We start from the raw sequence: 13,082 nt of genomic DNA, 5'->3' as shown, positions 1-13,082 counted from the left end.
GTGGCGGTCAGACCTCGGTCGCCGCCAGGCGCCGGTGACTGCGCACGCGCAGCCCGTGCCAGACCGCGAACGTCGCCGTCATCGCGAACCCGATCTCGTCGGTCGCCGGTAGCGCGGCGACCAGGAAGCCGGCTGCGACGAAGGCCCAGACCCGCTCGTACCAGCGCAGCGGCGCGAGCCAGAAGCCGATCGCCGCGCCGCCCCAGAGCAGGATCGCGACGATCGCCTTGAAAACGACGTAGCCGGTGTCGAACCAGGTGCCACCCTGCAGCATCAGCGCCGGCGCGTAGACCGCCATGAATGGCACGATGAAGCCGGCGATCGCGATGCGCATGGCCTGCAGCCCGATCTTCATGCCGCTGGCGCGCGCGATCGGTGCGGCCGCGAAGGCGGCGAGCGCGACCGGCGGCGTCAGGTCGGCCATGATGCCGAAGTAGAAGACGAACATGTGCGAGACGATCAGCGGCACGCCGAGCTGCAGCAGCGCAGGCGCGGCGAGCGAGCTGGTGATGATGTAGTTCGGGATCGTCGGGATGCCCATGCCGAGCACCAGGCACACCAGCATCGTCAGCACGAGACTCAGGAACAGGCTGCTCTGGCCGAGCTGGATGATGTAGCCGGCGAAGGTGGTGGCCGCACCCGTCAGACTCAGCACGCCAATGATCACGCCGACCAGCGCGCACGCTACGCCGACCGGGAGCGCGTGCCGGGCTCCGTCGGCGAGCGCCTCGAGCGCCACGCGCAAGGCGGCACGTCCACCCTTCGCGAACCACAGCACAGCGGCCATCGCGAGCGCGAGGCCAATCACCGCACCGATGCCGTACTTGAAGAAGCTCGACGCTGCCAGGCCGATGAAGACCCAGAAGAGGATCTGCAGCGCGCGCCCGCCGAAATGCTTCGTCAGCGCCGCGCCGAAAATCAGCACCACGGTCAGTGCCAGGCCGACCATGCCCGAGAACAGCGGCGTGTAGCCCGCGAACAGCAGCCACACCAGGATCGCGAGCGGCAGGATCAGGTACCAGCGCAGGCGCAGCGCCGCCCACGGGTCGGGACATTGGTCCTTCGGCATGCCGACCAGCCCCGAGCGCCCCGCCTCCAAATGGACCATCACGAACGCGGTCAGGAAATACAGCAGCGCCGGGATCACGGCCGCCTTGCAGATCTCGAGATACGGCACGTTGATCGTCTCGGCCATGATGAAGGCGACCGCGCCCATCACCGGCGGCATGATCTGCCCGCCCATGCTTGCGGTCGCCTCGACGCCTCCGGCGAACTCGGCCTTGTAGCCGAAGCGCTTCATCAGCGGGATCGTGAACTGTCCGGTCGTCACGACGTTGGCCACGCCCGAGCCGTTGATCGTGCCCATCAGCCCCGACGACACCACCGCGACCTTCGCCGGCCCACCTTTCGCATGGCCGAACAGGCCGAGCGCGAAGTCGGTGAAGAGGGTGATCATGCCGGCCTGTTCGAGAAACGCGCCGAAGAGGATGAACAGGAAGATATACGACGACGACACGTAGATCGGCGTGCCGTAGATGCCCTCGGTGCCGAAGCCGAGCTGCCCCACGATCTGGTCGATGCCGTAGCCGCGGTGCGCAAGGGTACCCGGCAGGTACTGGCCGAACAGGCCGTAGGCGAGGAACAGCAGACAGATCAGCGGCAGCGCGAAGCCCATCATGCGACGCGCGGCCTCGAATACCAGCACGATCGTCATCACGCCGACCACCATGTCGGCGCGTGTGAGGTCACCGGCGCGCTGCACCAGGTCGGCCTCGTTGACCCAATGGTAAAGACCGGCCGCGAAAGCGGCCAGTCCGATCAACCAGCCCAGGCTCTTCAGCTTGAACGGCGGATGCAGTGCGAACACCAGCAGCAGCAGGAAGCCGACGTGCACGGCGCGCACGACCGAACTCGAGAGCGGGCTGAACGCCGCGGTGACGACCTGGAACACCGAGAACACGACGGCGACCCAGAACAGCGCGCCGAAGAAGGGAGTGCCGTGGTCGTCTCCGTCCAGTGAGGCGGCGGGCTCGAGCTCGGCCACGGAGGGCGTGCCGGGCGTGTGAGTCGTCGCCATGGCTTACTTCATCAGCCCCACTTCACGGTAGTACTTTTCGGCCCCGGGATGGAAGGTCACCGTCGTGCCGCTGACCGCGCCTTCCCTGGTGATGCCCTTTGCCGCGTTGTGCGCCGCGACCATCGCCGGCAGATTCTCGAACATCGATTTCGTCATCGCGTAGACCATGTCGGCCGACACGCCCTCGTGCGAGACAAGGAAGTTCTTGATCGCGATCGTCGGCACGTCGGCGGTTTGGCCGGTGTAGGTGTTGGCCGGGATCACCGCGCCCTGGTAGGCGGCGTCGCCGACCTTCGCGGTCACGTCGGCCGGGATCGGCACGACCAGGATCTTGACCGAGGTCGCGAGATCGCGAATCGAGGCCACGCCGAGGCCAGCCGATTGCAACGTGGCATCGAGCTGGCGGTTCTTCATCAACTCGACCGATTCGCCGAACGCGAGGTACTCGACCTTCGCAAAGTCGGCGTAGGTCAGGCCCGCGGCCTTCAGGATCGCCCGGGCGTTCAGTTCGGTGCCCGACTTGGGTGCGCCGACCGAGATGCGCTTTCCCTTCAGGTCGGCCAGCGTCTTGATGCCCGAGTCGCCGCTGGCAACGATCTGGATGTAGTTGGCGTAGATCCCGGCGACGGCACGCAGCTTCTTCAGCGGCGTGGCGAAACCGGCGTCCTTGTCGCCCTTCCAGGCGTCTGAGAGCGCATCGGCCAGCGTGAAGGCGATCTCACCGCGGCCGGCCTGCAGCAGGTTCAGGTTCTCGGCCGAGGCCTTGGTTGACTGCACCGTGACCTTTGCGTCGGGCAGCGCCTTGCCGTAGATCTGCGACAGCGCCACGCCCATCGGGTAGTAGACGCCGCTCTGGCCACCGGTCAGCACGTTGATGAACCTGGCCTGCGCGCGCACCAGCGGGCTGAGGGCGAAAGCGCCAGCGCCGAGGGAACCGAGCAGCAGAACGCGACGTCGGGCGGAAGAGCGGGGAATCGTTTGCATGGTGGTCCTTGGGTTGGTTGGGTTCGGCGCGCCGCAGTCTGCGATCGCTTGAGCCCAACTGTATTCAGCTGCTGGCCCGCGAGAATGGGCATTTGCCCGCTGATACCGGGATCACAGGGTCAGGCGCCCGCTGCCTGGAAGCAAATCGGCCTGATCCGAACTTCATTCTGTAACGATGGGATGAAGGTGCTACCCACTCCCGGAAGGTTCTCCACGCGAGTGGTGCCTCCCATCTGCTCGACGAGCGTCTTGGAGAGCGCCAGACCCAAACCCGACCGGGGGTGTCAGTCATTTCCGCGCCGGCTCGAACGTCATGGGCGTCTGCGACGCTTCGCGCTGCAGCCGGTGCACAAGCGCTTCGACATGGCACTCGACGAGGTGCTCGTCGAATACAGCGACCCGCTGCTGCGCGAGCAGCGGCTGCGCGTCCAGTCGCGCGACAGTAGCCACGCCATCGCGCAGAGTGAGCGACCGGCAGGCATCAGCCGCCTAAGCCGACTGGGCTGCCTCGCCATGCATCCATGTCAGGAACGCCTCGACCGGATGCCGGCGCGCATGGCGCGCTGGATAGACCGCGAAGTGCGCCTTGATCTTGATTGATTTGTCGGCACCGAACACGGGCCGGAGCCGACCGTCCGCCAAATGCTGGTTGGCCATCGTCGCGCTCTCCAGTGCGACGCCCAACCCCTGTGTCGCGCTGTCGAGCGACATCTGCGCACGGTCGAAACGGACGCCGAATTTCTCTGGGGCTGGCTTGTCGGAGTAGCGCCGAAACCAGTCGGACCACTGGACCACGCTGACCGTGCTGCGGATCAATGGCACGGCCAGCAGCTGGTCGACGCGTCGCAAGCGATGCTCGCGGATGAAGCCCGGGCTGGCCAGCGGCAAGATCTTCTCCGGGAACAGCGGCTCGACGACCAGATCCGGCCACTGCGGCACGCCGTAGCGAATGTCCAGATCGGCTTGGCCGAGCGCGAAGTCGCTGTGCACGGGTGACGCGGACAAATTGAGCGCGATGTCAGGATAGGCCACTGCGAAGGCGCGCAAGCGCGGCATCAGCCACAGGCTCGCCAGGCTGGGTGCGCAGTGGACGTAGAGGCTGTTGCTGACGCCCTGGCGCAGGTCGTCGGTCGCCGCGGCGATGGCGCCGAGCGCGCCCCCCACGCGCGAGAGGTAGCTCTCGCCCGCCTCGCTCAGCCGGACCGCGTGGGCGCTGCGTTCGAACAGCCTCACGCCCAGGTGCGATTCGAGCCGCGCCACCTGGTGGCTGATCGCCGAGGCGGTGAGGTGAAGCTCGGCGGCGGCCAGGGCAAAGCTGCGCCGTCGCGCCACCGCCTCGAAGGCCTGAAGACTGGGCAGGGGGGGCAAGGAGGCCATCGGGCGAACCCTCACATCAAATGACGGTTTGTCATCTTAGCGTGATGAGATGTCGTTTGCCTTCATCCAGCCGCGGCGCCAAGATGCTGCCCATCAGGCCCTCAAACCCGAATGGAGACGTCTCTCATGCTGCTCAAGGACAAGATTGCCGTGGTCACCGGCGGTGCCGGTCTCAATGGACTCGGCTACGCCACCGCGCGACAGATGGCTGCCCATGGCGCCCGCGTCGTCGTGCTCGATCTCGAGCGTGCCGACCCGGCTGGCGCGGCGTCCGGCCTGGGCGAAGGACACCTGGGTGTCGTGGCAGACGTCACCGACAAGGCGTCGTGCGAACGCGCCGCTCGCGCCGTCATCGAGAAGTACGGCCGCATCGACATCCTGTTCAACAACGCCGGCATCACGCAGCCGCGCAAGACCCTGGACATTACGGGCGCCGACTACGACGCGGTCATGGACGTCAGCCTGCGCGGCATGCTGTACATGTCGCAGGCGGTAATACCCGTCATGCGGGCACAGAAGTCGGGGTCAATCATCAACACGTCGTCGGTTTCGGCGCAACGCGGTGGTGGCATCCTGGGCGGACCGCACTACTCGGCGGCCAAGGCCGGCATGCTGGGGCTGGGCCGGGCGATGGCGCGCGAGTTCGGCATCGACGGCATCCGTGTCAACGCGGTCACCCCCGGCCTGATCGCCACCGACATCAACAAGGGCCTGATTCCGGAGGACCGGATGAAGGGCATCCTGGAGCAGATCCCGCTGAACCGCATCGGCGTGCCGGACGATGTGGCCGGCTGCGTCGTCTTCCTCGCCAGCGACCTCTCGAAGTACCTGACCGGCGTGACGCTGGACGTCAACGGCGGGATGCTCATTCACTGATCTCTCACGCAGAACCACGCAGAACTTCCAAGAACCATGAGGAGACAAGCCCATGCAACGCAAGACATTCCTGATCCACGTTTTGGCGCTGGCCGCCACGCTGTTCGCCGGCGGCGCCTCGGCGCAGGCCATCAAGTTGACGCTGGCGCACGGCACGGCGCTGGACAACCCGCGCCACACCGCGGCGCTGAGGTTCGCCGAGGTCGTCAAGGCCAAGAGCAGCGGGCGCATCGACGTCACCGTGGCGGGCGCCTCGCAACTCGGTGACGACGCGGCGATGATCACCGCGCTGCGCACCGGCGCGCTCGACATGTCCGCCAACTCGCAGGGCGCGGTCGCCAACGTCGTGCCCGAGTACGCCGCGTTCGGCATGCCCTTCCTGTTCGCCAGCCAGGCCCACGCCTGGAAGGTCATGGACGGCCCGGCCGGCAAGGAACTGGCCGACAAGTCGGCAGAGAAGGGCCTGATCGTGCTCGGCTACTGGGACAACGGCATCCGCCACATGAGCAACAACAAGCGCCCGCTGCTCAGGCCCGAGGACCTCAAGGGGCTGAAGATGCGCACCCCGCCGGACGCCGTGACCGTGGACATCATGCAGAGCATGGGCGCCGAGGCGCAGCAGATCAAGTTCTCCGAGCTTTACGTCGCGCTGCAGCAAGGCGTGGTCGACGGCCAGGAGAACCCGCTGGTCAACATCTGGGCGGGCAAGCTCCACGAGGTGCAGAAGTACATCTCGCTGACCGGCCACAAGTACGAGCTGACCCCGTTCCTGATCGGCAAGCGGTCCTGGGACAAGCTCTCGGAGGCCGACAAGAAGGTGATCCAGGACGCGGCCGCCGAGGCCACGGCGCTGCAGCGCAAGCTGGCGCAGGAGTCCGACGAGAAGATGTTCGCCGAGCTCAAGGCCAAGGGCGTGCAGATCGACAAGGTGGACCAAGCCCCGTTCATGGCGGCAACGGCCCCCGTCATCGCCAAGTGGGAGGCCAGCCCGATCGGCCCGTTCGTCAAGAAGGTCGTCGCCGCCGCCCGGGCGAAGTGACGCGTGAAGTAACGCGCGAAGTGACCTGAACGGCCGCCCCGGCCGAGGAGAGACTCCCATGGACACCACCGTCGTCGAGCGCACCGCGCTCGAGCGCGCCATCGTTGTCGTCTGCAGCGCCGTGCTGTGGGTGACGACCCTCGTGATCTTCGTGATCCTCACCGCCAACACGGCGCTGCGCTACGCCAGCGGCTCCAGCCTGCAGTGGGCCAACGAGGTGCCCGAGCTGCTGTTCCCGTGGCTGGTGATGGCCGGGGTCGTGCTCGCCTCCGAGAAGGGCGGGCACATCGCCACGGTCTTCCTCGTCGACTCGGTGGGCGCCGGCGCGCGGCGCATCATCGCCGTGATCGCCTGGACGACGGTGGCGCTGCTGTACGCCGTGCTGATCCGCGCGACCTGGGGGATGCTGGAGATCGTGCACGACGAGCGCTCGCCGATCCTGCAGGTGCCCGGCTCGGTGACCTACGGGTGCGTGCTGATCGGGATGGCGCTGATCGCCGCCCTGGCCGTGCTCGCGGCGTGGCGCGCGTGGCACCGCCAGCGCGTCGGGCACGACGTTCACGAGCCGAGCGCGCAAGCGGCGCAGGGGTGAACAGACCATGAGCGCCTTGATCCTGTTCGTCTTCCTGGGTTCGGCCGCGCTGGCGGTGCCGATCGCGCACGCGATCCTGCTGGCCGCGCTGGCCGCGGCCGCCAGCAGCGACCGCGTGCCGCTGGACCTGCTGGTGCAGCAGATGGTCGCGCAAGTGCAGAGCTTCCCCCTGATCGCCATTCCCTTCTTCATGCTGACAGGCTCGCTGATGATGGGCGGCAAGCTCGGGCAGGCGATCGTCGGCGTGCTCACCGCGCTGGTGGGCCGCTGGCACGGCGGGCCGGCGCAGGTCAGCGTGCTGTCGTCCACGCTGTTCGGCGGCGTCTCCGGCTCGGCGGTGGCCGATGCGTCGGCGATCGGCTCGCTGATCATGCCGTGGCACCGCCGGCTGGGCTACCCGATGGCGTTCTCGGCGGCGTCGCTGGCGTGCGCGGCCACGATCGACATCATCATCCCGCCGTCGATCCCGCTGATCCTGTACGCGCTGTCGTCCAGCGCCTCGATCGCCGCGCTGTTCTACGCCGGCATCCTGCCCGGGCTGATGCTGTGCGGCGGCTTCATGGTCGCATGCTGGTGGGTCGGCAAGCGGCGCAACCTGCCGCGCGAGACGGCGCCGGCGGACCGCGCCAAGTTCCGGCGCGACCTGGTCCTGTCGCTGCCGGCCATCGCGCTGCCGGTGCTGATCATCGTGTTCCTGCGCTTCGGCATCGCCACGCCCACCGAGGTGGCGGTGCTGGCCGCGCTGTTCTCCGGGGCGGTGTCGGCGCTGCTGTACCGCGACCTGTCGCTCAAGCGGCTGCACCACGCGATCCTGGAGGCCGGGCTGGCCACCGGCGTGGTGCTGATGGTGATCATGGCCTCGGCGGCAATCGGCTGGCTGCTGACCTTCGACCAGATGCCGCAGCACGTCGCGCAGTGGGTGCAGGCCAACGTGACCACGAAGTGGGTCGTGATCCTGATGATGAACCTGATGATGCTGTTCCTGGGCATGTTCATCGACCTGCCGGCGGCGGTGCTGCTGCTCACGCCGGTCTTCCTGCCGATGGCCCACACGATCGGCATGGACCCGATCCAGCTCGGGCTGATGATGGTGGTGAACCTGGCCATCGGCCTGTATACGCCCCCGGTGGGCACGACGCTGTTCATCACCAGCGCCCTGGCCCGCGTCAAGGTCGGCGACACCGTGCGCGAGATGTGGCCCTTCTACCTCGTCGCCTTCGGCGTGCTCGCCATCGTGTCCTACGTGCCGGCAAGCATCCTGCGATGAATTCCAAGTTACCGGAGACCCGACCATGACCTCTCGACCCCCTCTGCTCGCCCGGTTGCGGCAACGGGCCACCCGCATCCGCCGTTTTGCCGTGCTCATGGGCGAGGTGCAAGGCCAGGGCTATGTCGGCCAGGCCCTCGGCTGGGCCGACGTGCTGGCGGTGGCCTACGGCCATGCCATGTCGTTCCGACCCGCCGAACCCGGGTGGGAGGGGCGCGACCGCTTCCTGCTGTCGCACGGGCACTATGCGATCGCCCACTACGCGGCGCTGATGGAGGCCGGTATCGTCCCCGAGAGCGAGCTCGAGACCTATGGCAGCGACGACAGCCGCCTGCCGATGTCCGGCATGGCGAGCTACACGCCCGGCATGGAGATGTCCGGCGGTTCGCTCGGCCAGGGGCTGGCGATCGGCGTGGGCATGGCGCTCGCGCTGAAACACAAGCGCAACCCGGCCTTCGTCTACAACTCGATGTCCGACGGCGAACTCGACGAAGGCTCGACCTGGGAGGCCGCGATGGGCGCCGCCCACCACCGGCTCGACAACCTGATCTGCCTCGTCGACATCAACAACCAGCAGGCCGACGGCCCCTCCAGCAAGGTGCTCGGCTTCGAGCCGCTGGCCGACAAGTGGGCGGCATTCGGATGGCACGTGCAGCGGGTCGACGGCAACGACCTGCCGGCCGTGCTCGATGCCTTCGACGCCGCGCGCGCGCTGGCCGAGCCGAAGCCGCGCGTGATCCTGTTCGACACGCTGATGGGCAAGGGCGTGCCCTTCCTGGAGCAGCGCGAGAAGAACCACTTCATCCGCGTCGACCCGCCCGAATGGCAGCAGGCCTTGCAGGCGCTCGACGCTTCGCAGAACGAAGGAGCACCGGCATGAGCAGCATCACCGACAAACCGGGCCAGAAGAAGCCGCGCCTGACCACCTCGGCCATGATCGCGTCGATCGCCGCCGAAGGGCAACGCGTGAAGGCGGCGCCGTTCGGCAAGGCCCTGGTCGACCTGGCGGCGACACGGCCCGAGATCGTCGGCCTAACCGCCGACCTCGCCAAGTACACCGATCTGCACCTATTCGCCCAAGCGTACCCTGAGCGCTTCTTCCAGATGGGCATGGCCGAGCAGTTGCTGATGGCCGCGGCCGGCGGCATGGCCAAGGAGGGGCTGGTGCCCTTCGCCACCACCTACGCGGCCTTCGGGACGCGACGGGCCTACGACTTCATACATCAGGTCATCGCCGAGGAGCACCTCAACGTCAAGATCTGCTGCGCGCTGCCCGGCCTGACGACCGGCTACGGCCCCAGCCACCAGGCCACCGAGGACCTGGCGATGATGCGCGGCATCCCCGGCCTGACGATCGTCGACCCGTGCGATGCGCTCGACATCGAACAGGCCGTGCCGCAGATCGCCGCGCACCCGGGGCCGGTCTACATGCGGCTGCTGCGCGGCCAGGTGCCGATGGTGCTGGACGAGATCGAAGGCTATCGCTTCGAACTCGGCAAGGCCAAGCTGCTGCGCGAGGGCGCCGACGTGCTCGTGATCGCGAGCGGCCTGCTGACGATGCGCGCGCTCGACGTGGCCGCCGACCTCGCCGGTGACAAGATCGGCGTGGCCGTGCTGCACTGCCCGACCATCAAACCGCTGGACGAGGCGGCGATCGTCGAGGCGGTGCGCTACAAGCACCGGCTGGTGGTGGTGGCCGAGAACCACTCGGTGATCGGCGGCCTGGGCGAGGCCGTCGCGAGCGCGCTGCTTCGGCACCGTGTCCAGCCGGCAGCATTCCAGCTCGCCGGCTTGCCCGATGCCTTCCTCGACGCGGGTGCGCTGCCCACGCTGCATGACCGCTACGGCATCAGCCGCGAGGTCCTCGGCGCGCGGATCAAGCGCTGGATCGCATGACTGCTTTGCACATGCCTGCTGCGAGCAACGCCGATGAGCGACTCGCCGACGCCATCCGCTTCCTCGCCATCGACGCGATCGTGCGCGCTGGCGAGGGGCACCAGGGCGTCCCGCTCGGCATGGCCGAGATCGCCACGGCGCTCTACACGCGGCACCTGAAGTTCGACGCCGCCGACCCGACCTGGCCGGACCGCGATCGCGTCGTGCTGTCCAACGGCCACGGCTCGATGCTGCTGTACGCACTGCTCCACCTGACCGGGTACGAGCGCATCGGCATCGACCAGGTCAGCACCTTCCGCGACTTCGGCTCGCGCTGCGAAGGCCATCCGGAGATCGATGCGAGTTCGGGCATCGAGGTCACCACCGGCCCGCTCGGCCAGGGCATCGCCAACGCGCTCGGGATGGCCGTGGCCGAGGCCTGGCTCAGCGCCCGGTTCGGCGCCGGGGTCGTCGACCACCACACCTATGCCTTCGTCGGCGACGGCTGCCTGCAGGAAGGGGTCGGCCAGGAGATGATCTCGCTGGCCGGCCACCTGCGCCTGGGCAAGCTGATCCTGCTGTGGGACGACAACCGCATCACCGACGACGGCAGCACGGCCCTGTCGATCAGCGAGGACGTGGCCGCGCGCTTCCGCGTCGCCGACTGGCACGTGGTCGAGGTCGACGGCCACGACATCGAGGCCGTCTCGGCGGCGATCGCCGCGGCCAAGGCCGACCCGCGCCCGTCGATGATCGCTTGCCGCACCGTGATCGCCCGGGGCCTGGCGCGCCTGCAGGGCCAGCGCGGCGGCCACAGCGCGAAGCTGTTCGCCGACGATGCCGCACAGGCCCGGCGCGACCTCGGCTGGGACGCCGAGCCGTTCGAGGTCCCGGGCGACGTGCTGGGCGCGTGGCGTTCCGCCGGCGCGCGCCATCGCGGTGAGCGCGAGGCCTGGGCCGCGCGTGTGGCCGCGCTGCCCGCGCCGGCGCGCGCCGAGTTCGAGCGGCTGCTCGCCGGCACGCTGCCCCTAGGCTGGCGCGAACTGCTGCACGACTACAAGCGCCGTGCGGTTGACGCCGAACCGGCGGCCAGCGGCATCTTCGTCTCCGCCGAGATCAACGAGACGCTCGTCGACTGCATGCCCGAGCGGATGGTGGCCTGTGCCGACCTCGAAGCGCCCACTAACCACAAGCGCGGGCTCGCCGCGTTCACCGCCGCCGACCGTCGTGGCGCCTACCTGCACTGCGGCGTGCGCGAGCACGTGATGGGTTCGATGGCGAACGGCATGGCGGCGCATGGTGGCGTGGTGCCGCTGACCGTCACTTATCTCGCGTTCGCCGACTACGAACGGCCGGCGATGCGCATGGCCGCGTTGATGGGCCTACCGGTGAAGTTCGTGTTCAGCCACGATTCGATCGGCATCGGCAAGAACGGCCCGACGCACCAGCCGGTGGAGATCCTGGCCTCGTTGCGGGCCATGCCGAACATGCTGGTCTTCCGCCCTGCGGATGCCATCGAGGCTGCCGAATGCTGGGAGATCGCGTTCGAGCACCGCAGCGGACCCAGCACGCTGGTGCTCGCGCGTCAGGCCCTGCCGCACGTGCGGCAGGGGCCAGCGCCGGGCGCGGAGAACCGGTCTCGCCACGGCGCCTATGTGCTTGCCGACGCCGAGGGCGGCCCGCGGGCAGTCACCCTGTTGGCGACCGGCTCCGAGGTGGCGCTGGCGCTGGCCGCGCGTCGCCTCTTGCAGTCCGCCGGAACACCGACGGCGGTGGTCTCGATGCCGAGCTGGGAGCTGTTCGAGTCGCAGCCGGCCGACTATCGCGCGGGCGTGCTCGGCCAGGGCACGGTGCGCGTGGCCTGCGAGGCCGCGCTGCGCTTCGGGTGGGATCGCTACCTGGGCGCACGCGGCGGCTTCGTCGGCATGACCGGCTTCGGCGCCTCCGGCCCGGCGGACCGCCTCTTCGAGCACTTCGGCATCACCCCCGCGGCCATCGTCGCGGAGGCGCAGCGCCTCCTCGCCGCCGATCGCTGATATTCTTCGCGAGAGTTAAGCGGATCTAACAGGTTCATCCATGACGCTACCGCTGCGGGCGATCGTTGTGTTCGACGTCGTGGCACGCTGTCGCAGCCTGTCCAAGGCTGCGGCCGAGCTTTTCGTGACGCCGTCCGCGGTCAGCCAGCAGATCCATGCGCTGGAAGTGCACCTCGGGACAACGCTGCTCACCAAGGCCGGGCGCGGGGTCGTCCTGACGGAGGCCGGCGAGCGCTACCACGAGATGATCGCTGACGAGGTGCAGCGCATCACCGAGGCCACGCAGCGCATCCGTGGATTCCGCTCGCGATCGGTGCTGACGGTGCGCACCACGCCGACCCTGGGGAACAAGTGGCTGCTGCCGCGCCTGCGCTCGTTCCTGGACGCCAATCCGGATGTCGAGCTGCGCTTGAACGGCACCACCGAGCCGACCGACTTCAGCCGCGAGGCGGTCGACCTGGAGATTCGTCACGGCGAGGGGCGTTGGCCCGGCATGTTCGTCGAGGGCCTGGCCGAGGAGGCCTTCCTGCCCGTGTGTTCGCCGTCCTATGCGAAGGCGAACACCCTCAAGGCGTCGGACCTGCCGGGTCACCGCCTGATCCACTCGGTGAAATCCCAGGTGCAGTGGTCGCAATGGTTCGCGCTGGCCGGTGCGATGCCCGAGGTCGAATGGCGCCGATTGCTGTTCGACCGCAGCCACATGGCGATCGATGCGGCCGTGGACGGCCTGGGCGTGGCGCTCGAAAGCACCTTGATGATGTGGCGCGAGCTGCGCGACGGGGCCCTGGTCTGCCCGGTCGTCAGTCCGCCGCGGGTGACGCTCACGACCCAATGGATCGTTTGCCCGTTCGATCACCTGCACCGGGCCAAGGTCCGGCTGTTCCTGGACTGGCTGCGCGCCGAGCGGGCGGTCTGGCAAGACCAGCGCCCGAACCTGAGCACCTCGTTGGTGAGCTAGA

13 protein-coding genes are annotated in these 13,082 nt (G+C 68.3%); 8 read left to right on the top strand and 5 right to left on the bottom strand.

The window, feature by feature from the left end; genetic code table 11:
* Window positions 1-7: 7 nt before the first annotated feature.
* From ACWH49_RS03615 to ACWH49_RS03595, 5 genes are all read right to left on the bottom strand, one after another.
* On the bottom strand, window positions 8-2,077 hold the full coding sequence (locus tag ACWH49_RS03615) for a TRAP transporter permease (protein ID WP_448170212.1): 2,070 nt from the start codon (window positions 2,075-2,077) through the stop codon (window positions 8-10).
* A gap of 3 nt (window positions 2,078-2,080) precedes the next feature.
* Window positions 2,081-3,061 carry a TAXI family TRAP transporter solute-binding subunit gene (locus ACWH49_RS03610; RefSeq protein WP_448170211.1) on the bottom strand — a complete coding sequence of 327 codons (981 nt, stop codon included), beginning with the start codon at window positions 3,059-3,061 and terminating at the stop codon, window positions 2,081-2,083.
* Window positions 3,062-3,180: 119 nt separating this feature from the next.
* Complete coding sequence (locus tag ACWH49_RS03605; RefSeq protein WP_448170210.1) at window positions 3,181-3,330, bottom strand: hypothetical protein; 150 nt, start codon at window positions 3,328-3,330, stop codon at window positions 3,181-3,183.
* 19 nt (window positions 3,331-3,349) lie between these two features.
* Window positions 3,350-3,511, bottom strand: coding sequence for a hypothetical protein (locus ACWH49_RS03600; RefSeq protein WP_448170209.1), 162 nt, complete (start codon window positions 3,509-3,511; stop codon window positions 3,350-3,352).
* A gap of 39 nt (window positions 3,512-3,550) precedes the next feature.
* Window positions 3,551-4,438 carry a LysR substrate-binding domain-containing protein gene (locus tag ACWH49_RS03595; RefSeq protein ID WP_448170208.1) on the bottom strand — a complete coding sequence of 296 codons (888 nt, stop codon included), beginning with the start codon at window positions 4,436-4,438 and terminating at the stop codon, window positions 3,551-3,553.
* Between the two features lie 126 nt (window positions 4,439-4,564).
* On the opposite strand from ACWH49_RS03595, the gene ACWH49_RS03590 reads away from it, so the two are divergent.
* Genes ACWH49_RS03590 through ACWH49_RS03555 form a run of 8 tightly spaced genes read left to right on the top strand, consistent with a single transcriptional unit; the run spans window position 4,565 to window position 13,081 of the window.
* On the top strand, window positions 4,565-5,314 hold the full coding sequence (locus tag ACWH49_RS03590; RefSeq protein WP_448170207.1) for an SDR family NAD(P)-dependent oxidoreductase: 750 nt from the start codon (window positions 4,565-4,567) through the stop codon (window positions 5,312-5,314).
* A gap of 52 nt (window positions 5,315-5,366) precedes the next feature.
* Entirely contained in the window at window positions 5,367-6,353 is a 987-nt protein-coding gene (locus tag ACWH49_RS03585) for a TRAP transporter substrate-binding protein (protein ID WP_448170199.1), read from the top strand.
* A gap of 58 nt (window positions 6,354-6,411) precedes the next feature.
* Window positions 6,412-6,945, top strand: coding sequence for a TRAP transporter small permease (locus ACWH49_RS03580; protein WP_448170198.1), 534 nt, complete (start codon window positions 6,412-6,414; stop codon window positions 6,943-6,945).
* Between the two features lie 7 nt (window positions 6,946-6,952).
* Window positions 6,953-8,212, top strand: coding sequence for a TRAP transporter large permease (locus tag ACWH49_RS03575; protein WP_448170197.1), 1,260 nt, complete (start codon window positions 6,953-6,955; stop codon window positions 8,210-8,212).
* Window positions 8,213-8,237: 25 nt separating this feature from the next.
* Entirely contained in the window at window positions 8,238-9,092 is an 855-nt protein-coding gene (locus ACWH49_RS03570) for a transketolase (RefSeq protein WP_448170206.1), read from the top strand.
* Window positions 9,089-10,108 (top strand): transketolase family protein, encoded by a 1,020-nt coding sequence (locus ACWH49_RS03565; protein WP_448170205.1) that lies wholly within the window; start codon window positions 9,089-9,091, stop codon window positions 10,106-10,108. Before ACWH49_RS03570 ends, ACWH49_RS03565 begins: the two co-directional genes overlap by 4 nt.
* Window positions 10,109-10,119: 11 nt before the next feature.
* Complete coding sequence (tkt, locus tag ACWH49_RS03560; protein WP_448170204.1) at window positions 10,120-12,123, top strand: transketolase; 2,004 nt, start codon at window positions 10,120-10,122, stop codon at window positions 12,121-12,123.
* Between the two features lie 40 nt (window positions 12,124-12,163).
* Window positions 12,164-13,081 (top strand): LysR substrate-binding domain-containing protein, encoded by a 918-nt coding sequence (locus tag ACWH49_RS03555; protein ID WP_448170203.1) that lies wholly within the window; start codon window positions 12,164-12,166, stop codon window positions 13,079-13,081.
* The last annotated feature ends 1 nt before the right edge of the window (window position 13,082 follow it).

The organism is Rhizobacter fulvus, assembly GCF_964020785.1.
The sequence above is the reverse complement of the archived record's forward strand: the minus strand, read 5'-3'. Positions and strand labels throughout refer to the sequence as shown.

Excerpts from the sequence above, each read along its gene's own strand:
- ACWH49_RS03615 (WP_448170212.1), bottom strand. The coding sequence starts at position 2,077 with ATGGCGACGACTCACACGCCCGGCACGCCCTCCGTGGCCGAGCTCGAG.
- ACWH49_RS03610 (WP_448170211.1), bottom strand. The coding sequence starts at position 3,061 with ATGCAAACGATTCCCCGCTCTTCCGCCCGACGTCGCGTTCTGCTGCTC.
- ACWH49_RS03595 (WP_448170208.1), bottom strand. The coding sequence starts at position 4,438 with ATGGCCTCCTTGCCCCCCCTGCCCAGTCTTCAGGCCTTCGAGGCGGTG.
- ACWH49_RS03590 (WP_448170207.1), top strand. The coding sequence starts at position 4,565 with ATGCTGCTCAAGGACAAGATTGCCGTGGTCACCGGCGGTGCCGGTCTC.
- ACWH49_RS03585 (WP_448170199.1), top strand. The coding sequence starts at position 5,367 with ATGCAACGCAAGACATTCCTGATCCACGTTTTGGCGCTGGCCGCCACG.
- ACWH49_RS03580 (WP_448170198.1), top strand. The coding sequence starts at position 6,412 with ATGGACACCACCGTCGTCGAGCGCACCGCGCTCGAGCGCGCCATCGTT.
- ACWH49_RS03575 (WP_448170197.1), top strand. The coding sequence starts at position 6,953 with ATGAGCGCCTTGATCCTGTTCGTCTTCCTGGGTTCGGCCGCGCTGGCG.
- ACWH49_RS03570 (WP_448170206.1), top strand. The coding sequence starts at position 8,238 with ATGACCTCTCGACCCCCTCTGCTCGCCCGGTTGCGGCAACGGGCCACC.
- ACWH49_RS03565 (WP_448170205.1), top strand. The coding sequence starts at position 9,089 with ATGAGCAGCATCACCGACAAACCGGGCCAGAAGAAGCCGCGCCTGACC.
- tkt (WP_448170204.1), top strand. The coding sequence starts at position 10,120 with ATGCCTGCTGCGAGCAACGCCGATGAGCGACTCGCCGACGCCATCCGC.
- ACWH49_RS03555 (WP_448170203.1), top strand. The coding sequence starts at position 12,164 with ATGACGCTACCGCTGCGGGCGATCGTTGTGTTCGACGTCGTGGCACGC.